This is a genomic window from Dehalococcoidia bacterium (genome assembly GCA_025060295.1).
Lineage (GTDB): Bacteria > Chloroflexota > Dehalococcoidia > Lucifugimonadales > HRBIN23 > HRBIN23.
Genome location: JANXCH010000011.1, coordinates 59,375 through 77,035, shown reverse-complemented (window position 1 = coordinate 77,035; position 17,661 = coordinate 59,375). Strand labels below are relative to the sequence as shown.

General features: G+C 65.6%; 15 protein-coding genes. 6 read left to right on the top strand and 9 right to left on the bottom strand.

Features of this window, described 5'->3' with window-relative positions; translation table 11 throughout:
* Positions 1–105 precede the first annotated feature (105 nt).
* The 4 genes from dnaA to rho all read left to right on the top strand — a co-directional run bounded on the left by dnaA (position 106) and on the right by rho (position 5,310).
* Complete coding sequence (dnaA, locus tag NZ951_05460; protein MCS7207366.1) at positions 106–1,500, top strand: chromosomal replication initiator protein DnaA; 1,395 nt, start codon at positions 106–108, stop codon at positions 1,498–1,500.
* 186 nt (positions 1,501–1,686) lie between these two features.
* Positions 1,687–3,327, top strand: coding sequence for a CTP synthase (locus tag NZ951_05455; GenBank protein MCS7207365.1), 1,641 nt, complete (start codon positions 1,687–1,689; stop codon positions 3,325–3,327).
* 18 nt (positions 3,328–3,345) lie between these two features.
* Positions 3,346–4,017, top strand: coding sequence for a fructose-6-phosphate aldolase (gene fsa / locus NZ951_05450; GenBank protein ID MCS7207364.1), 672 nt, complete (start codon positions 3,346–3,348; stop codon positions 4,015–4,017).
* 30 nt (positions 4,018–4,047) lie between these two features.
* Positions 4,048–5,310, top strand: a complete 1,263-nt coding sequence (rho, locus tag NZ951_05445) for a transcription termination factor Rho (GenBank protein ID MCS7207363.1) — start codon at positions 4,048–4,050, stop codon at positions 5,308–5,310.
* 5 nt (positions 5,311–5,315) lie between these two features.
* Here the strand turns inward: rho and NZ951_05440 are convergent, their stop codons facing one another.
* The 9 genes from NZ951_05440 to sufC form a co-directional block, all read right to left on the bottom strand.
* Complete coding sequence (locus NZ951_05440; protein ID MCS7207362.1) at positions 5,316–6,437, bottom strand: hypothetical protein; 1,122 nt, start codon at positions 6,435–6,437, stop codon at positions 5,316–5,318.
* Between the two features lie 57 nt (positions 6,438–6,494).
* Complete coding sequence (locus NZ951_05435; GenBank protein MCS7207361.1) at positions 6,495–7,091, bottom strand: hypothetical protein; 597 nt, start codon at positions 7,089–7,091, stop codon at positions 6,495–6,497.
* A 135-nt stretch (positions 7,092–7,226) separates the two neighbouring features.
* Positions 7,227–9,110 (bottom strand): immune inhibitor A, encoded by a 1,884-nt coding sequence (locus NZ951_05430; protein MCS7207360.1) that lies wholly within the window; start codon positions 9,108–9,110, stop codon positions 7,227–7,229.
* 88 nt (positions 9,111–9,198) lie between these two features.
* Positions 9,199–9,675 (bottom strand): SUF system NifU family Fe-S cluster assembly protein, encoded by a 477-nt coding sequence (locus NZ951_05425; GenBank protein MCS7207359.1) that lies wholly within the window; start codon positions 9,673–9,675, stop codon positions 9,199–9,201.
* A 6-nt stretch (positions 9,676–9,681) separates the two neighbouring features.
* Complete coding sequence (locus NZ951_05420; protein MCS7207358.1) at positions 9,682–10,923, bottom strand: cysteine desulfurase; 1,242 nt, start codon at positions 10,921–10,923, stop codon at positions 9,682–9,684.
* A 12-nt stretch (positions 10,924–10,935) separates the two neighbouring features.
* A complete protein-coding gene (locus tag NZ951_05415) occupies positions 10,936–11,253 on the bottom strand; it encodes a non-heme iron oxygenase ferredoxin subunit (protein MCS7207357.1) in 318 nt (105 codons plus the stop codon).
* Positions 11,254–11,256: 3 nt separating this feature from the next.
* On the bottom strand, positions 11,257–12,603 hold the full coding sequence (gene sufD / locus NZ951_05410) for a Fe-S cluster assembly protein SufD (GenBank protein ID MCS7207356.1): 1,347 nt from the start codon (positions 12,601–12,603) through the stop codon (positions 11,257–11,259).
* A gap of 23 nt (positions 12,604–12,626) precedes the next feature.
* Positions 12,627–14,030: a Fe-S cluster assembly protein SufB gene (gene sufB, locus NZ951_05405; GenBank protein ID MCS7207355.1), complete on the bottom strand. Its 1,404-nt coding sequence runs from the start codon at positions 14,028–14,030 to the stop codon at positions 12,627–12,629.
* 13 nt (positions 14,031–14,043) lie between these two features.
* On the bottom strand, positions 14,044–14,805 hold the full coding sequence (gene sufC, locus NZ951_05400; GenBank protein ID MCS7207354.1) for a Fe-S cluster assembly ATPase SufC: 762 nt from the start codon (positions 14,803–14,805) through the stop codon (positions 14,044–14,046).
* A 165-nt stretch (positions 14,806–14,970) separates the two neighbouring features.
* On the opposite strand from sufC, the gene NZ951_05395 reads away from it, so the two are divergent.
* Together NZ951_05395 and NZ951_05390 are read left to right on the top strand one after the other, a co-directional pair.
* Positions 14,971–16,299 carry an amidohydrolase gene (locus NZ951_05395; protein ID MCS7207353.1) on the top strand — a complete coding sequence of 443 codons (1,329 nt, stop codon included), beginning with the start codon at positions 14,971–14,973 and terminating at the stop codon, positions 16,297–16,299.
* A 9-nt stretch (positions 16,300–16,308) separates the two neighbouring features.
* A complete protein-coding gene (locus NZ951_05390; GenBank protein MCS7207352.1) occupies positions 16,309–17,658 on the top strand; it encodes an amidohydrolase in 1,350 nt (449 codons plus the stop codon).
* The last annotated feature ends 3 nt before the right edge of the window (positions 17,659–17,661 follow it).

Below are 17,661 nucleotides of genomic sequence, written 5' to 3'. Positions count from 1 at the left end.
TGGCCTGTGGTCTAGGCTTATACAAGATGTTCCCCACCTACGGCTTTAGGGCCGTTGTCCTTTGGGCGATACCCACTCTGCCTCTAGCGAGCAAGGTGTTGAGGTATGGTTTCTGCGCGTATGCCCAGCCCCCAGGAAGTTTGGGAGCGGGTGTTGGGTTTGTTGCAGGTAGAGGTGGCACGGGGGACGTACGAGGCCTTCCTGCGGGAGACGGTGGGATTAGCCTGGGAGGGGGGGCGCTTCCTTGTGGGGACGCCCAGCCCCTTCGCCCGCGCCTACTTGGAGCAACGGGCATACGGCCTGGTGCGGGAGGCCCTGGAGCGCATCGTGGGGCAGGCGGTAGAGGTGGAGTTCCGGGTGGTGGCCAAGGGGACGGGCGAGGTGGTCTCTCCGCCCACCCCAGCCCCTCCACCGCCTCCGCCGTCGGCGGAGACGGAGGCCTCGGGCGAGTGCTTGGGGATGCCCCTCAACCCCCGCTACACCTTTGCTGCTTTTATCGTGGGGGAGTGCAACCGCTATGCCCACGCGGCGGCCGTGGCCGCTGCTGAGCACCCGGGGCGGAAGTATAACCCCATTTTTATTTACTCGGATGTGGGGCTGGGGAAGACGCATCTGCTCCACGCCATTGGCCATCGGTGCCTGGAGCGGGGGATGCGCGTCCTGTATACCAGCGCTGAGCAGTTCACCAGCGAGTTTATCCGCTCCATCCGGGAGGGGACGGCCGAGGCCTTCCGTCTGCGCTTCCGCAATGGGGGCATCTTGCTGATGGACGATGTGCACTTCCTTATCGGCAAGGAGCAGACGCAAGAGGCCTTCTTCCATATCTTCAATGAACTGCACAACGCGGGGAAACAGATCGTCTTGACCTGCGATCGTCCGCCCAAGGCCCTGCGCCCCCTGGAGGACCGTTTGCGCTCCCGCTTTGAGTGGGGTCTGGTGGCCGACATCCAGCCCCCGGAGCTGGAGACACGCCTGGCCATTTTGCGGGCGAAGGCCGACGCTTTAGGGATGGCGGTGCCTGCCCCGGTGCTGACCTTTTTGGGCAAGCGCATCTACCGCTCCATCCGGGAACTGGAGGGGGTGCTGAACAGGCTGAAGGCTTTGGCCGAGGTAACGGGGCGGCCCATTACTTTGGAACTGGCCCAGCAGGCCCTGGACCTCCCTGGCACTGGCCCCGAGCGCCGCCCCCTGGACCCCGAGGAGGTGGTGAGTGTGGTGGCCCAGCACTTTGGGCTGGAGCCGATGGCCCTGAAAGGCCCTCGCCGCGACAAGGTCACCGCTACCGCCCGCCACATCGCCATGTTCCTCCTGCGGGAAGAGGCCCAACGGCCCCTCACGGAAATCGGACGCCTCTTGGGGGGCAAGGACCACACCACTGTGCTCCACGCCTGCGAGAAGGTGCGCCTGCAGATGGACACCGACCCCCAGGTGCGCCACGCCCTTCTGGTGGTGCGGGAGCGCCTGCAGCGCATGGCCACCTCCTCTGGGGAGGGGCGGTGATGGGGAGAGCGCGAGGGTGGGGACACCCCGTTATCCCCGTAACCTGCCGGCACCGGGCCATTGACAGGGGGGAGGGCTATGGCTATGCTAGGGATGTAGGCCTGTCCTGCTCCCGCACACCACGGCACCCTTCCGCTGTATCTGCCCTCTGCACCCGTAGATGGTGAGGATGTTGGGCGAGACTGCATGAGCGCCACGACCAGGTACATCTTTGTAACGGGCGGGGTGGTGAGTTCCATCGGGAAGGGGATTAGCACCGCTTCGCTAGGGCGTCTGTTGAAAAGCCGGGGCCTGCGCGTCTCCGTCCAAAAACTAGACCCGTACCTGAATGTAGACCCCGGCACTATGTCCCCCTATCAGCACGGGGAGGTGTTCGTGACCAAGGACGGGTGCGAGACGGATATGGACCTGGGCCACTACGAGCGTTTCATTGACATTGAACTGACCCGCTCGTCCAATGTTACGGCTGGCCACATCTACTCCTATGTCATCGCCAAGGAGCGCCGAGGGGATTATTTGGGGGGCACCATTCAAACCGTTCCCCATGTAACCAACGCCATTAAGGAGCACATGCATCGGGTGGCCCAGGAGAGCGGGGCAGAGGTGGTCATCGTGGAGGTGGGGGGCACTGTGGGGGACATAGAGGGTCTCCCCTTCTTGGAGGCGGTGCGCCAGATGCGCAAAGATGTGGGGCGGGATAACTGCTTTTTCATCCATGTAACCTTGCTCCCGTACATCTCCACAACGGGCGAACTGAAGACCAAGCCCACCCAGCACAGCGTGAAGGAACTGCGCTCCATAGGTATTCAGCCCGATGCCATCCTCTGCCGGAGCGACTATCCCGTCAGCACCAGCATCCGGGAGAAGATCTCCCTGTTTTGCGATGTGGATGTGCGGGCGGTGATCCCCTTGCTAACGGTGCCTACGGTGTACGAGGTGCCCTTGCTCCTGGAGGAGGCGGGGATGGGGGATCTGTTGGCCCAGGCCCTGGGCCTGCCCCATCGCAATGGCGATTTGGCCGAGTGGCGGGTGATGGTGGAGCGGATGAAGGCACCCAAGGAGCCCGTGGCTGTGGCGGTGGTGGGCAAGTACGCCGATCTGCCTGATGCTTACATCTCGGTGCGGGAGGCCCTCAAGCATGCGGGCTTGGCCCTCAATCGGGATGTGCGCATCTCGTGGGTGCCTTCGGAGGAGGTGGAACGGCACGGCCCCGAGCCTTTCCTCTCCCATGTGCAAGGCATCGTGGTGCCGGGGGGCTTCGGCCCCCGCGGTGTGGAGGGGATGATCGCCGCCGCCCGCTACGCCCGGGAGAATGGGGTGCCCTACCTGGGCCTGTGTCTGGGGATGCAACTGATGGTGATAGAGGTGGCTCGCCATGTGCTGGGGCTGCGGGGAGCCAACTCTACCGAGTTCGACCCCACAACCCCCCACCCGGTCATTGACCTGATGCCGGAACAGCGCACGATCACGGAGAAGGGGGGGACGATGCGCCTGGGCAACTACCCCTGCCGTTTGGAGCGGGGGAGTAAGGCGTACCAGGCCTATCACGCCGACCTGATACACGAGCGCCATCGCCATCGCTACGAACTGAACAACGCCTACCGAGAGGTGCTGGAGCAGGGAGGCCTGCGCTTCAGCGGGGTCTCCCCCGATGGGTACCTGGTGGAGATCGCAGAGGTGGTTGACCACCCCTTTATGCTGGGCACCCAGTTCCATCCCGAGTTCCGCTCCCGGCCCAATCGGCCGCATCCGTTGTTCGTGGCCTTCTTGGCGACGGCTGTGCAAACTCTACGGCCCGGCACACAGCGCCCCCTACCGTTGGAGTAGGGGCACGGGAGGGTGTGCATGGAGTTGTTCCTGGACACGGCCAATCTGGAGGAGATACGCCAGGCGGTGGCTTTGGGGGTGGTGAGCGGGGTTACCACCAACCCCTCCCTGGCGGCTAAGGAGGGCATCGGCGACCTGGAGGCTTATAAGACAGCGGTGCTGGAGATGGTGCGCCTCGTGCGGGGGCCCATCTCGGTGGAGGTTACCCACTCCGATGCCCAGGGGATGGTGGCCCAGGCGCGGGAGATCGCCTCCTGGCATCCCCAGGTGGTGGTGAAACTGCCCAGCACAGTGGCGGGCTTTCAGGCTATGGCCGTGGTGTGCCGGGAGGGCATCCGGGTGAACCAGACCCTCTGCTTCTCCGTCAACCAGGCCCTTTTGGGGGCGCGCCTGGGGGTGGCCTTCATTAGCCCCTTCGTGGGGCGCCTGGATGACGAGGGGCACACGGGGATGGCACTGGTGGCCGACATCGTGCAGATGGTGCGGCGCTACGGCTACCCCAGCAAGGTGCTGGCCGCCAGCATTCGCCATCCCTTGCATGTGGTTGAGGCGCTGCGGGCGGGGGCGGACATCGCCACCGTCCCCTTCAAGGTGTTGATGCAGATGACCCATCACCCCCTCACCGATGTGGGAATGCAGCGCTTCGCCCAGGATTGGGAGAAGGCTGGTCTCTCCCGCGCGGCACGGTAGAACAGTGGGTGGACACGGAGAGGACAACCCATGGACCTGGCAGAACTGGAATCCAAAACCGCCGAGGAACTGCTGGAGCTGGCCAAGCAGTTGGGCATAGAAGATGGGGCCCTGAAGCGGGAGGACCTCATCTACAAAATCCTGGAGTCGGTGGCCCACCAGCAGGGGTATGTGCTGGCCACCGGTCTTCTGGAGATTACCCCCGACGGCTACGGCTTCCTGCGCCAGCAGGGGACACGCCCCAGCCCGGGGGATGTGTATGTCTCCCAGAGCCAGATACGCCGGTTCGGCCTGCGCACGGGGGATATGGTTACGGGGCAGGCCCGCCCCCCCAAAGAGGGGGAGCGCTACTTCGGCCTCATCCGTGTGGAGGCAGTCAACGGGGTGGACCCCGATTTCACCCGCAACCGCCCCCATTTTGATAACCTGACGCCTGTCTTCCCCAACGAGCAGATCCGCCTGGAGACCACACCCCAGAACCTCTCCGGTCGTCTGATAGACCTCATCGCTCCTATCGGGCGCGGGCAACGGGGACTTATCGTGTCGCCCCCCAAGGCGGGGAAAACCTTCCTGCTCAAGCACATCGCCCAGGGCACCACCATCAATCATCCCGATATTCACTTGATGGTGGTGCTGGTCGGGGAGCGCCCCGAAGAGGTTACCGATATGCGGCGCTCTGTCAAGGGGGAAATTTTTTCCAGCACCTTTGACGAGCCGGTAGAGGACCACTGCCGCACCGCCGAACTGGCCCTGGAACGGGCCAAGCGCTTGGTGGAGATGGGCAAGCATGTGATGATTTTGCTGGATAGCTTGACCCGTCTGGTGCGGGCGTATAACCTGGCCCTCCCCAGCACGGGGCGCACTCTGTCAGGGGGTGTGGACCCGGCCGCCCTGTACCCGCCTAAGCGCTTCTTTGGTGCAGCCCGCAACATTGAGAACGGGGGGAGCCTGACCATCATCGCCACCTGTCTGATAGACACCGGCTCCCGTATGGACGAGGTGATTTACGAGGAGTTCAAGGGCACGGGGAACAGCGAAATCCACCTGGACAGGCGTCTGGCGGAGAAGCGCGTGTTCCCCGCTGTGGACATTATGCGCTCGGGCACCCGCCGCGACGAACTCCTGCTGGAGGAGAGTGTTTTGCAAGCGGTTGTGCGCCTCCGCCGCATGCTGGCTATGGCCATCAGTAATGGGATGGACCCCCTGGAGGCGACGGAGCGCTTGCTGGAGCGCCTGGGGCGCACCCGCAACAACGCCGAGTTCCTGGCCTCTCTGGCCAAGGGGAGCCTGTAGCGCCCCTAACTACCCCCGTCCACGCGGAAAAACAGGGGCAACGGAAGGGTCTGGCTATCGCCCGCCACCTCGCCCACCCGCACCTGCCCCGCGCCTGTGAAGCCCTCTGGGACACGGAAGGCCAGAATCCACTCCTGCTCCCTATTCCCCGGGGCGAAAAGGCTTGCCCTCTCCATGCGTTCAAAGACCAGGGGGTTCTGAGGATCCCAATACACATCCTCCACAAACATCTCCCGCGTCAGGGTTCCCGCCTGTTGGCCCCGCAGGAGGGGTATGATGCTGGCATCAGGGGTTTCCAGAGCCGTGCTGACGGTGCATCCCTCGGCCCGCGGGCAGAGCACCCGCAGGTGCACCAGCAGCCAAGTTCCCGGTTCCGTCCAGATGGAGACCAGGGCGGGATGGTGTGCGGGGAGAGGCTTGCGCACTACACTGCTGCGCACCAGGGTGGCCTGGAGGCCGTGCGCCGTGCGCAAGGTAACCCCCGGCGGGGCGGGGGCATCAGGGACGCGCCCCACAAGGGTACTGGGAATGGAGCCGAGGGGCACCAGCACCTCTCCGCTCACCGTGGAGAGGGGAACGGGGAGGAGGGCACTCCCTCCCCGACTCCAGTGCACCAGCACGAGGTAGACGGGGACGGCTCCCTGGGGTAAGGCGAACCGACAGCGACCACTGCTCTCCCAGCCTGCGGGTTCGCGGCCGTCGGTTTCACAGAAACCTGTGCCGTCGGGGGGCAGGAGCAGGAAGGTGATGTCGTCGCTGTGGGGGCGTTCTAATGCCAACAGGCGCACGCCCGTGCCCGCCTCTTGCCGCGTCGCCAGGAAGAGGGGGTTGAAGGTCTGCGTGGGGGCGGTGTCAGCCTCGGAGCCTCGGCGCACCGTCCACTCCACCTCCACAGCGCCTTCGGTCACCCGCACCCGTTGGGGGGTAACCTGATACGACCCCAAGGGGACGGTCTGCCCCGCCTGGGCGCGGGCGAGGTCCAGAACACTGACCAGTGGGCGGCGCTCGGGAGAGGGGGGAGGAACCGGGGGGATAACGGGTGTGGGGGTGGGCTTCGGGGCACACCCCCACAGCAGGAGAAGGCCGAGGAGCACAAGGCCTACACCCCAACTCCGCACGTCGGGCATACCCTTATCCGTGCCTTATTGGATGAGGGGTTCGGGGTGCTCACGCCCCCCAAGACGCTAGCAGGTCCAGGCGAACAGGTTCCAGCCCCGCCGCAAGGTGTACGTTACGCCCCGACATTCCAGGGTGGTGTCCTCGGTGAGGAACAGGAAGTAGGCGCGGTTGCGCTCCAACTGCTGGAGGGTGCTCCCGCCAGGGTTGCCAAAGTCAAAGAAGCGGGGGTTGCGGGGGTCTTCGTAACTCCATGCCCGCTGCAGGGCGCGCTGGAGGCCCCTCCACGCCTCCTGAGGGGGTGGGGGTGGGGGGAAGGCGGTCAGGTTGAAGCCCGAACGCAAGGAGCCAGGCTCCCAGGTGGCTGTCTGGTCGGCGGTGAGGGTGCCCACCCGGAAGCGAATGGGTGCTCCCGTGGGGAAACTATCCCCAGGGGCGAGGCCGATTGTCAAGGTGTACGAGCCGCCGTAGACAGTGGTGGAGGCTGCCTCCCGCCATGTGCCGCCCACCTGCACCTCGGCCACCACCCGTGTCCCCTCGGGGGCCGGCCGGCCGTCAAGGACGACGGTGCCCGCGAACCGCATCACCTGAGGTTGGGCGAACACGGTGCTCCCACCCAGCAGAACCAGAGCCGTAACGACAGCCATCGCCAGTACGCGCAGCATGGTCTCCTCCTGTTATCTAGCCCTTTATCCTACAACGGTTGCGAGGGCGGCGTAAAGGGGTGTGGGGGGCGGTTTTGGGTGCTCTGTAGCGGGGAATTGGGGGAGGGTCTGTGGAAAACGGGCAGAGGGTGGGCATCAGGGTGCCTGTGCGGTCTCCCAGGTTATCTGGAAGGGTGCGGGGCGACGGGCTAGGGGGGTAAGGTTAAGCACCACTAGCACCGCTCGGCGGGCATTGGGCGGGATGCGCACCGTCCACCGTCCGCGCCCTGCTGCATCCACCGGCAAGTCGTGCACCATTGGCCCCCCCTCGGGGCGCTCCACCACCAAACGGGCCCGCCACACCGTCGGCACGTGTGGTGCCCGGCGAATCCACCCCTCGGTCAGCCAGTCTCGGTCGTGCTCGGCATCGTCCTGCCAGCCGATTTCGGGGATAGAGAAGTCGTCCAGGCAGAGGCCCCCCAGGTTGACCGCCTCATCGGTGACGTACTCAAAGCGCAGGAGCACCCGCCGGCCGGCGAAGGGGGTGAGGTCGACCTCCTCCTCCCGCCAACCGTTGCTGGAGCCGGTCCAGCCGGGTCCGAAGGCGACGCCGAGGGGATCGTGGGCGGTGGCGAATTTCCCCTTTAGGGCGTCCCACGACCGGCCCCCGTCGGCCGAGACAGCGGCATAAGCGTAATCCCACCACTCCTCCAGGTCATACCAGATGCGGAAGCGGAGGGTGGCGCGCTCCACCCCTGTGAGGTCTAGGGTGCGGGTGAGGCGGGTGTTGATGTTGTCGCCCCGGTTGCTGAACCAGCAGGCCTCTCCGCTGGGGACGGGGAGGTCTGCCAGAGGGGTGCTGGCCTCCCCGGAAAAGGTGAGGGTGCCTCCCGCAGTGGGAGGAAGGTTTACATAAGAGGCGGCGAAGGGTGGGAGGATGTCCTGTATCCTTTGCCCAGGCTCCAAGCCCTTGGGTGCCGACAGGCGGGGTGCGCCCTCCTTGTAGAAGAGGGGGCCGTCGCCGTTGCCCAAGAGGTTGGCCACCGCCCAGTCCTGGAAGACCTCGGGGAAGGTCTTGCCAGCACCAATACGCCGCAGGAAGGCCTCTACCCCTGCGATGCCATCGGCGGGTTCGTGCACCAGGAGGGGGATGTGTGCTCTGCCTCCATAGTGTTGGAAGAGGTAACGCATAAAGAGGTGGGCGGCACCGTAGTGGGGGCCCGAGGCGTAGGGGTCATCGGCCCATTCGGTGAGGGAGGTGGAGGGGCGGCGGGCGAACTCCTGCACCAAGGTGGGACGGTAGCCTGCCAGTTCGCTGGCCAGTTCCGCGAGGCCTTCGTTCACCCAGGTCTCCTCGGTGGGGTCGGCGGCGTGGTGGAAGGCGTGTTGCAACTCGTGGGCCAGCACCTGATCAAACAGGGACGAGCCCAGACGCAGGAACTGGCTGTTCAGGTAGAGCATGCGCCGTTGGTTGGAGTAGGGGTGCACCACGAGGGGGTATTCGTCGGCCCCGCTGTAGTAGCCGGCGGCCCCGCGCAAGGGGCCATAGAGGATGGTGAGGCGGGGGTCGCCGTTGATGCCCGGGGGCCACTGGCCGCCCACGGCTGTGCCCACCTGGGGGACGATGCGCTCCTCAAAGGTGCGGATGGTCTGTTGCAGGGCATCGTCGCTTATGGGAACCCCGTCGGCTATATACCAGTAGGCGTGGGGGCTGATGGCGCGCAGGGTCGCGGTGATGGTGTAGGGGACTTTGGCCTCCAGGTCTATGGCCCAGAAGGTCTCTTGCATCCCTACGGCGGGGGCGATGGCGGGTGGGGCAACGGTGCGGGGGATGCCCACGCCTTTGGTGCGGTAGCGTTGGGTCAGGTCATAGAGGTCGCGGTCGGGGGGAGTGGGAAAGAGAGGGGGTGCGGGGGTTGGGGTAGGGGCAGGGGGTGGAGAAGAAGTTGGGGTAGGCGTGGGCGGTGGGGCGGTGCACGCCCCTGCGACGCCCCAGGTCAGGAGGATAAGGATAAGAATCCCGAGGATTGTCGGGCGCACGTGGCCTCCGAGGCACAGGGTAGCATAGGGAGGGTGTTGTCTGGATTGTTCGTGCCTATCCTGATCCCGATGGGGAGGGGGATAGTGGTTAGCCCCTCCGCTTCTGCCAGTCGGCGATACCCTCTTCCAAAGTCGTCCAGGCCAGGAGGGCGCACTTGATGCGCACGGGGAACTTGCTTACTCCCCGCAGGGCCTCCAGGTCGCCCAACTCCTCCAGCTCCTGGGGGGAGAGGGCTTTTCCGTGGAGCATGTCCCGCACCCGCCGGGAGAGGCGCAGGGCATCGGCCAGGGTCTTGCCCTTGAGCAGTTCCCCCATCATAGACGCCGACGCTTGGGAGATGGAGCACCCCCGTCCCACAATCCCCACCTGGGCGATGCGCTCCCCCTCCAGGGCCATCTGGACGGATACCTCGTCCCCGCAGTAGGGGTTCTGCCCCTCGCTGGCGATGTCGGGGCGGGGCAGGGGGGTGCGGTTGCGGGGGCTACGGTAGTGGTCCAGAATCACCTCGCGGTAGAGGTCGTCCAGTTCGTCCAGGGGGAAGGCGGTGGAAAAGTCCTGGGTCATGGGCGTCTAGCGAGGCGTCCGCACTCGTCCGAAGAAGCGCAAGGCCTGGCGCAGGGCATCGATGAGGATGTCCACTTCCTCCTCGGTGTTGTAGAGGTAGAAACTGGCGCGGGCGGTGGCGACCACGCCTAGGGAGCGCACCAAGGGCATGGCGCAGTGGTGCCCGGCGCGGATGGCGATGCCGAAGCGGTCCAGGAAGGTGCCCAGGTCGTGGGGATGGATGTGGGGATGGCAGAAGGAGATGACCCCACCCCTCTGCTCAGCGGAGGGGGGGCCGAACACCTGGAACTCCTCCAGCTCGGCGAAACGGCGCAGGGCATAGCGGGTGAGGGCGATTTCGTGCTGGCGGATGTGCTCCATCCCCAGCCCTTTCAGGTAGTCAATGGCCACTCCGAAGGCGATGGCGTCGGCGATGTTGGGGGTGCCCGCCTCATACTTGAAGGGCGGGGCCTTCCAGGTGGCTCGCTCGTAGGTAACCTCCCGCACCATCTCCCCGCCCAGCAGGAACGGCTCCATCGCCTCCAGAAGCGGGAGTTTGCCGTAGAGCACCCCGATGCCCGTTGGCCCCAGCATCTTGTGGGCGGAGAAGGCCAAGAAGTCGCAGTCTATGGCCTGCACGTCGACGGGCATGTGGGGGACGCTCTGGGCACCATCCACCAGCACGACGGCCCCCACACTGTGGGCCAGGCGGGCCACCTCGGCCACGGGCACGATGCTCCCTAGCACGTTGGACATGTGGGTGATAGCCACCAGGCGCACCCGCGGGGAGAGCATGCGCTGGAAGGCGTCCATGTCCAGCAGGCCCTGGGGGGTAAGGGGGATAATGCGCAAGGTGGCACCTGTCTGGGCACAAACCTTCTGCCAGGGCACCAGGTTGGAGTGGTGCTCCATAGCGCTGGTGAGCACCTCGTCGCCGGGCTTCAGGGTGGGGAGTGCCCAGGCGGTGGCTACCAGGTTGATGGCCTCGGTGGTGTTGCGTGTCCAGAGGATGCACTCCAAGGAGGGGGCGTGGATGAAGTCGGCCACCTTTTGGCGGGCCTCCTCAAAGCGCTGGGTGGCCTCCTCGCCCAGGGTGTGGACGGCGCGGTGCACATTGGCGTTGTAGCCTTCGTAGTAGGCCACCAGGGCCTGAATCACCTGACGGGGTTTCTGGGAGGTGGCGGCGTTGTCCAGGTAGACCAGGGGCCGACCGTGCACCGTGCGTTGGAGCACAGGGAAGTCGCGGCGGATGGCGTGGAGGTCGAGCATCGTCCCTCCTTGTCAGGTGGGGAGGGCGACTTCAATCGTCTCCCCCTGGACGCGGGTTTTGTAGGTGCGGATGGGGCGCACGGCAGGAAGAGCCAGCACCGTCCCGGTGCGCACATCAAAACGGGCACCGTGCCGCGGGCACTCCACGGCGTAGCCTACCAGTTCCCCCTCCCCTAGGGGGCCGCCGTCGTGGGTGCAGAGGTTTTGCACGGCGTAGAACTGCCCGTTCACGTTGCACAGGGCCAGGGATTCGCCCCCGGCGCGCACCACCCGCACGGTGCCGGGAGGCACATCGCGCACCGAGGCGACGGCAACCCAGCGCTCGGGCATGGGCTACCTCCCGTTGGAAGCAGAGGGGCTGGCGAGTTTCTGGTGGATAAGCGCCCAGATGCGCTGGCGCAGCCAGGGGGTGGGCACCCGCTGGGCCAGGGGGTCAAAGAAGCCCTCTACCAGGATGCGGTGGGCCTCGGCCAGGGGGATGCCCCGGCTGCGCAAGTAGAACAGGTGCTCCTCGTCCACGGGGCCAACAGAGGCGGCGTGGGAGCACCGCAGGTCATCGGCCTCAATCTCCAGGACGGGGACGGAATCGGCCTTGGGGTGCCCGCCCAGGAGCAGGTTCTTGTTGGTCTGGAAGGCGTCGGTCTTGATGGCTCCCTTGCGCACCTTCACCGTGCCGTAGTAGATGGCGCGGGCGGTGTCCTTGAGGGCTGCTTTGTAGAGCAGGTCGCTGGTGGTATGGGGGGAGTGGTGGTCCTGCAGGGTTACCTGGTCGAAGACCTGGGCCTGGTCGCCGAACAGAATGCCCAGCAGGTCGGAACGGCTTCCCTGCCCCTGCAGGTGGTTCTCCAGCACCGTCTTCACGAAACGGCTGCCGAAGTGAATCTGGTAGGTGAGGAGGGAGGCATCCCGCCCCACCAGACGGCTCCGCTGGAAGGCCAGGTAAACGGCCTCTGGCCCCAAGGATTGGACGCCCGTGTAGCGCACCTGGGCGGAGCTGTCCAAAAGGAGTTCCACAAGGGGGATGGCCAGCACCGGCTCTTGGCCGTCCTGGATGTAGTCCTCCACGATGGTGGCGGAGGCCCCCTCCTCGGCCACGATGAGGGTGCGGGGGAACAGGGCGCTGTGGGGCCGGCGGAGGATGTGGACGAGGTGGATGGGGCGTTCCACCTGGGCGTGGCGGGGCAGGTAGACCACCGCGCCCCCGTTGCAGAAGGCGGAGGCCAGGGCGGTGAAGCGGTTCTCGGAGGGGGCGATGGCCTTGCCGAGCCAGGCCTGCACCAGGTCGGGGCGTTGGCGCAGGGCGTCCTGGAGGGGGAGCGCAACGACTCCCGCCTGCTCCGCCTCGGGGGCGAGCAGGTGGCGCAGGGTCAGGCCATCCGCCTGCACCAGCAAGGCCCCATACTCCTGGGGACGACGCAGAAGGGCGCGGGCAAACCCCAGGCGGGGGCGGGAGGGCGCCCCCCCATCAGGGGAAAAGGACTCGTAGGGCAGGGAGGTTACATCCGTCCGGCGCCACCATTCGTGGTGGGGAGGGGGGAAAGGGGTCTGGAGGTAAGTATGGAGGGCGTCCAGGCGGGCCTGAGCGGCCCACGAAGGCTCCCCCCACCGGGCCGAGAGGCGATGCACCGCCTCCTCGGTGAAGGGGGAGGCGCGGCGTGCGGTCAGGACGGCATCGCTCATGGAGGTCTACTCCTGACACGGGGCTAACCGACGGCCCCTGACAGTTGCAGTTCAATGAGGCGGTTCATCTCCACAGCGTATTCCATGGGCAGGGTCTTGGTGAAGGGTTCAATGAAGCCGTTTACCACCATAGCCATAGCCTCGTTTTCGGTGAGGCCCCGGCTCATGAGGTAGAAGAGCTGATCCTCGCCGATTTTGGCCACGGTGGCCTCGTGGCCGATGGAGACATCCTCCTCTGCCACCTCGATGTAGGGGTAGGTGTCGGAGCGGGAGTAGGGGTCCAAGATGAGGGCGTCGCACCGCACCATGGACTTGGCCCCTTTGGCCCCCTCGTAGATCTTCAAGAGGCCGCGGTAAGAGGTGCGCCCGCCCCCTTTGGAGATGGACTTGCTGATGATGGTGGAGGAGGTGTAGGGGGCCACGTGGATGGCTTTGCCCCCGGCGTCCTGGTGCTGGCCGGGGCCGGCGAAGGCCACCGAGAGGATGTCGCCCCGCGCCCCTTTGCCCATCAGGAACACGGAGGGGTATTTCATGGTTACTTTGGAGCCCAGGTTGGCGTCAATCCACTCCACGATGGCGTCCTCGTGGGCGACGGCCCGCTTGGTAACCAGGTTGTAGACGTTTAGTGACCAGTTCTGGATGGTGGTGTAGCGCAGGCGCGCCCCCCGCATGGCGATGAGTTCCACCACGGCGCTGTGGAGGGAGTCTTTGGAGTAGACGGGGGCAGTGCACCCCTCCACATAGTGGACGAAGGAGCCTTCATCGGCGATGATGAGGGTGCGCTCAAACTGCCCCATGGCCTCGGCGTTGATGCGGAAGTAGGCCTGCAGGGGGATTTCCACACGGACGCCCGGGGGCACATAAATGAAGGAGCCGCCGCTCCACACGGCGCTGTTGAGGGCGGCGAACTTGTTGTCGGCGGGGGGGATGACGGTGCCGAAGAAGCGGCGCACCAGGTCGGGATACTCCCGCACCGCCGTGTCGGTATCTACGAAGATGACGCCTTTCTTCTGCAGGTCCTCCCGCAGGGAGTGGTAGACCACCTCGGACTCGTACTGGGCGCTGACGCCGGCCAGGAACTTGCGCTCGGCCTCGGGGATGCCCAGGCGGTCAAAGGTCTTCTTGATGTATTCGGGGACCTCGTCCCAGGTGGTGCCGGGGCGGTCGGCGGGCCGAGCGTAGTAGTGAATCTGGTCGAAGTTGATTTCGGACAGGTCGGCCCCCCAGGTGGGCATGGGCTTCTGGAGGAAAATCTCCAAGGAGCGCAGGCGGAACTCCCGCATCCACTGGGGTTCGCCCTTGATGTCGGAGATTTCCTCCACCACCCGGCGGGAGAGGCCGGGCTTGGCCTTGTACACATATTTTTCGGGGTCGCGGAAGCCGTACTTGTAGGGTCCCAGGTCAATCTGTGGGCGGGTTGTGGTCATGGTGCACTCCTTTCTATGCTTGGGAGGGGACCTGTTGGAGAACGCCTTCGTAGCCCTTGGCCTCGAGTTCCTCGGCCAACTCGGGCCCACCCGAGCGAACGATACGCCCATCCACCAGGATGTGGACGATGTGGGGGCGCACGTAGCGCAGGATGCGCTGGTAGTGGGTGATCATCAAGATGGCGTTGGCGGGGGAGGCGAAGGCGTTGATGCCCTCGGCCACCACTTTCAGGGCATCAATGTCCAGCCCCGAGTCCGTCTCATCCAGGACGGCCACCGTGGGCTGGAGGACGGTCATCTGCAGGATTTCGGCCCGCTTCTTCTCGCCCCCCGAGAAGCCCTCGTTGACATAGCGCTGGAGGAAGGCCTCGTCCATCTTGAGGAGGGCGGCCTGCTCCCGCATGCGGCGGCGGAAGGGCACCACTGGGAGGTCCTCGCCCCGAATAGCCTTGCCGGCGGTGCGCAGAAGGTTGAACAGGGTGACGCCCGGGATGGCTACGGGGTACTGGAAGGCCAGGAACAGCCCCTTGCGGGCACGCTCATCGGGTGTGGCGGAGGTGATGTCCTCCCCCTTCAAGAGGATGCGCCCCGCCGTGACCTGATACTTAGGGTGGCCCATAATGGCGTAGGCCAGGGTGCTCTTGCCCGAGCCGTTCGGCCCCATCAGGGCGTGAATCTGGCCCGGGTACAGGGCCAAGTCCACACCCTTGAGGATTTCCTTGGTATCCACAGCGACGCGGAGGCCTTCAATCTGGAGGAGGGGTTGGGTCGTCATGCTCCTTGTCCCTTTGTTATATTTGGCGATAGCCTAAGTCAACATTACCACGCTCCCCTATGCGTGTCAAGGCGGGGCGCCTAAGGGGATGGTGGGCAACGCCCTGCCACCTTGCCCCAGGGTGCGCCGATTGCTACAATCCCCCTGAATATGGGGAGGGCCTATATGCCGAGCCGCGACGACCTGAAGCGCATCGCCGCCGAGGCCATTGACGGCGCCGCCGACCGCCTCATCACCCTCGCCCAGGACATCGGCGACCACCCGGAGCCTGGCTTTAAGGAGCATCGCACTGCCCGCCAGGTGGAGGCCTTCATGCGCTCCGTGGGCCTGGCGCCCAAGACGGGCATCGCCCTGACCGGACTGAAGGCGGTGGTAACAGGGGGTTCCCCCGGGCCGACGGTGGCCGTGATGGGGGAACTGGACTCCCTTATCGTGCCCCAGCACCCCAAGGCTGATCCCCAAACGGGTGCCGCCCACGCCTGTGGGCACCACGCCCAACTGGGGATGCTGATGGGGGTGGCGGTGGGGCTTCTGGCCCCGGGGGTACTCCCAGCCCTGGCGGGACGGGTGGCCTTTATCGCCGTCCCCGCCGAGGAGTACATTGAGATTGAGTGGCGCAACGAGTTGCGCAAGCAAGGGAAGGTGGAGTTTCTGGGGGGCAAGCCCGAGTTCATCCGTCTAGGGGAGCTGGACGATGTGGATATGGCCATGATGACCCATACCACCTCGAGCCCCGAGGAGGGGCGGTTGAGCATGAGCGGGACCAACAACGGCATCGTGGCCAAGTTCATCCAGTTCCACGGGCGCGCTGCCCACGCCGGCGGGGCACCCCATATGGGCATCAACGCCCTCAATGCTGCCATGATCGCCCTCGCGGCTATCCACGCCAACCGGGAGACCTTCAAGGACGAGGATACGGTGCGTATCCACCCCATCATCACCAAAGGGGGCGTGGCGGTGAGTTCCGTCCCCGCCGATGTGCGTATGGAGACCTTCGTGCGCGCCCGCACGATGGAGGCGGTGCTGGACGCCAATGCTAAGGTGGACCGCTGTTTGCGGGCGGGTGCCCTGGCCGTGGGCGGGAAGGTTACTATCACCACGATGCCCGGCTATCTGCCCCTCATTACCGACCCGCACCTGGCGGAGGTCTACCGCGCCAATGCGGTAGCCCTGGTGGGGGAGGGGAACTACCGTCACCTGGGCCACCGCACCGGCTCCACCGATATGGGGGATGTGAGCCATCTGATGCCGGTGATTCACCCCTACGCCGGGGGCGCCACAGGCATCGGGCACGGGGCCGATTACCTGGTGCAGGACTACCACAACGCCGTCATCACCGCCGCCAAGGCCATGTGTTGGACGGTCATCGACCTGCTGGCGGATGGGGCTGTCAAGGGGCGGGAGATCAAGGCCCGCCATAAGCCCCGCATGACAAAGGCCGAATACCTGCGGTTCATGCGCTCCCTGTTTTCAGAGCGGACCTACGAGAACTAGGACAAAGCCATGCCCGCTCTGACAGTGGACGACCTGAAGGCCCGCATCCTACGGCGCATTGACCACCACCGAGAGGCCATCATCGGCTTGGCCCAAAGCGTGCTCCGGGAGCCGGAGCCGGGCTATACCGAGGTGAAGACGGCGCGCAAGGTCTCGGACGCCCTCTCCCGTCTGGGCATCCCCCATCGCACGGGCATCGCCCTAACGGGCATAAAGGGGTACCTGCAGGGTGGGGCGGGGCCAGGCCCGACGGTGGCGTTGATGGGGGAACTGGACTCGTTGCGTGTCCCGGACCATCCGTATGCGGACCCTCACACGGGGGCGGCCCACGCCTGCGGGCACCACGCCCAGCTGGGGATGGTGCTGGGGGCGCTCATCGGCCTCTCCGACCCGGAGGTGCTCTCGGCGCTGGCGGGGCGCATTGCTGTGGTGATCGTCCCTGCCGAGGAGTTCATTGACGCCGAGTTCCGCTATCGCCTGCGCCAGGAGGGGAAGATAGGCTTTCTGGGGGGCAAGCAGGAGTTTATCCGCCTGGGGGAACTGGACGATGTGGATATGGCCATGCTGGTGCACACCACTTCGGCACCGGAGGACGGCAAACTGGCCGTAGGGGGCACCAGCAACGGGCACATCGTCAAGTTGGTAACCTTTTTGGGGCGGGCAGCCCACGCAGGGGCATACCCCTGGAACGGGATCAACGCCCTCAACGCTGCCGACATTGCCCTTTTGGCCCTGCACGCCCAGCGGGAGACCCTCAAAGACGAAGACCATGTGCGCTGCCACGGGATTATGACGGCAGGGGGCGTGGCGGTGAGTTCTGTTCCCGCCGAGGTGCGCCTGGAGTGGCGGGTGCGGGCGGGCACCCACGACGCTCTGGAGGACGCCAACACCAAAGCCCAACGCTGTTTCAAGGCGGGTGCGCTGGCTGTAGGGGCCACGGTGCGCATTACCTCCATCGCCGGCTACTTGCCCCTCCTCAACGACCCCATCCTGCAGGGGGTCTTTTTGACCAACGCCCAGCGGGTCGTGGGGAAGGAGGGGGTGGTGGTGCACCCGCCCGACCGCAACCGGGGCGGGTCAACGGACTTGGGGGATGTGAGCCACCTCCTGCCCGTCATCCACCCCTATGCGGGGGGCGCGCGCGGCACTGGCCACGGCAACGATTACCTGGTGCACGACTATGAGGCGGCGGTGGTCAATCCCGCCAAGGCGATGGCCCTGACGGTCATAGACCTGCTGGCCAACGGGGCGATCAAGGCCAAAGAGATAAAGGCGCAGTTCCGCCCTCGGCTGAGCAAGGCCGAGTACCTGCGCATCCAGGAGTCCCGCATGGGGGAGGAGGTCTATAGGGGCGAGTAGGGC

Coding starts and splice junctions, on each gene's coding strand:
- dnaA (MCS7207366.1), top strand. CDS start 106: ATGGTTTCTGCGCGTATGCCCAGCCCCCAGGAAGTTTGGGAGCGGGTG.
- NZ951_05455 (MCS7207365.1), top strand. CDS start 1,687: ATGAGCGCCACGACCAGGTACATCTTTGTAACGGGCGGGGTGGTGAGT.
- fsa (MCS7207364.1), top strand. CDS start 3,346: ATGGAGTTGTTCCTGGACACGGCCAATCTGGAGGAGATACGCCAGGCG.
- rho (MCS7207363.1), top strand. CDS start 4,048: ATGGACCTGGCAGAACTGGAATCCAAAACCGCCGAGGAACTGCTGGAG.
- NZ951_05440 (MCS7207362.1), bottom strand. CDS start 6,437: ATGCCCGACGTGCGGAGTTGGGGTGTAGGCCTTGTGCTCCTCGGCCTT.
- NZ951_05435 (MCS7207361.1), bottom strand. CDS start 7,091: ATGCTGCGCGTACTGGCGATGGCTGTCGTTACGGCTCTGGTTCTGCTG.
- NZ951_05425 (MCS7207359.1), bottom strand. CDS start 9,675: ATGACCCAGGACTTTTCCACCGCCTTCCCCCTGGACGAACTGGACGAC.
- NZ951_05420 (MCS7207358.1), bottom strand. CDS start 10,923: ATGCTCGACCTCCACGCCATCCGCCGCGACTTCCCTGTGCTCCAACGC.
- NZ951_05415 (MCS7207357.1), bottom strand. CDS start 11,253: ATGCCCGAGCGCTGGGTTGCCGTCGCCTCGGTGCGCGATGTGCCTCCC.
- sufD (MCS7207356.1), bottom strand. CDS start 12,603: ATGAGCGATGCCGTCCTGACCGCACGCCGCGCCTCCCCCTTCACCGAG.
- sufB (MCS7207355.1), bottom strand. CDS start 14,030: ATGACCACAACCCGCCCACAGATTGACCTGGGACCCTACAAGTACGGC.
- sufC (MCS7207354.1), bottom strand. CDS start 14,805: ATGACGACCCAACCCCTCCTCCAGATTGAAGGCCTCCGCGTCGCTGTG.
- NZ951_05395 (MCS7207353.1), top strand. CDS start 14,971: ATGCCGAGCCGCGACGACCTGAAGCGCATCGCCGCCGAGGCCATTGAC.
- NZ951_05390 (MCS7207352.1), top strand. CDS start 16,309: ATGCCCGCTCTGACAGTGGACGACCTGAAGGCCCGCATCCTACGGCGC.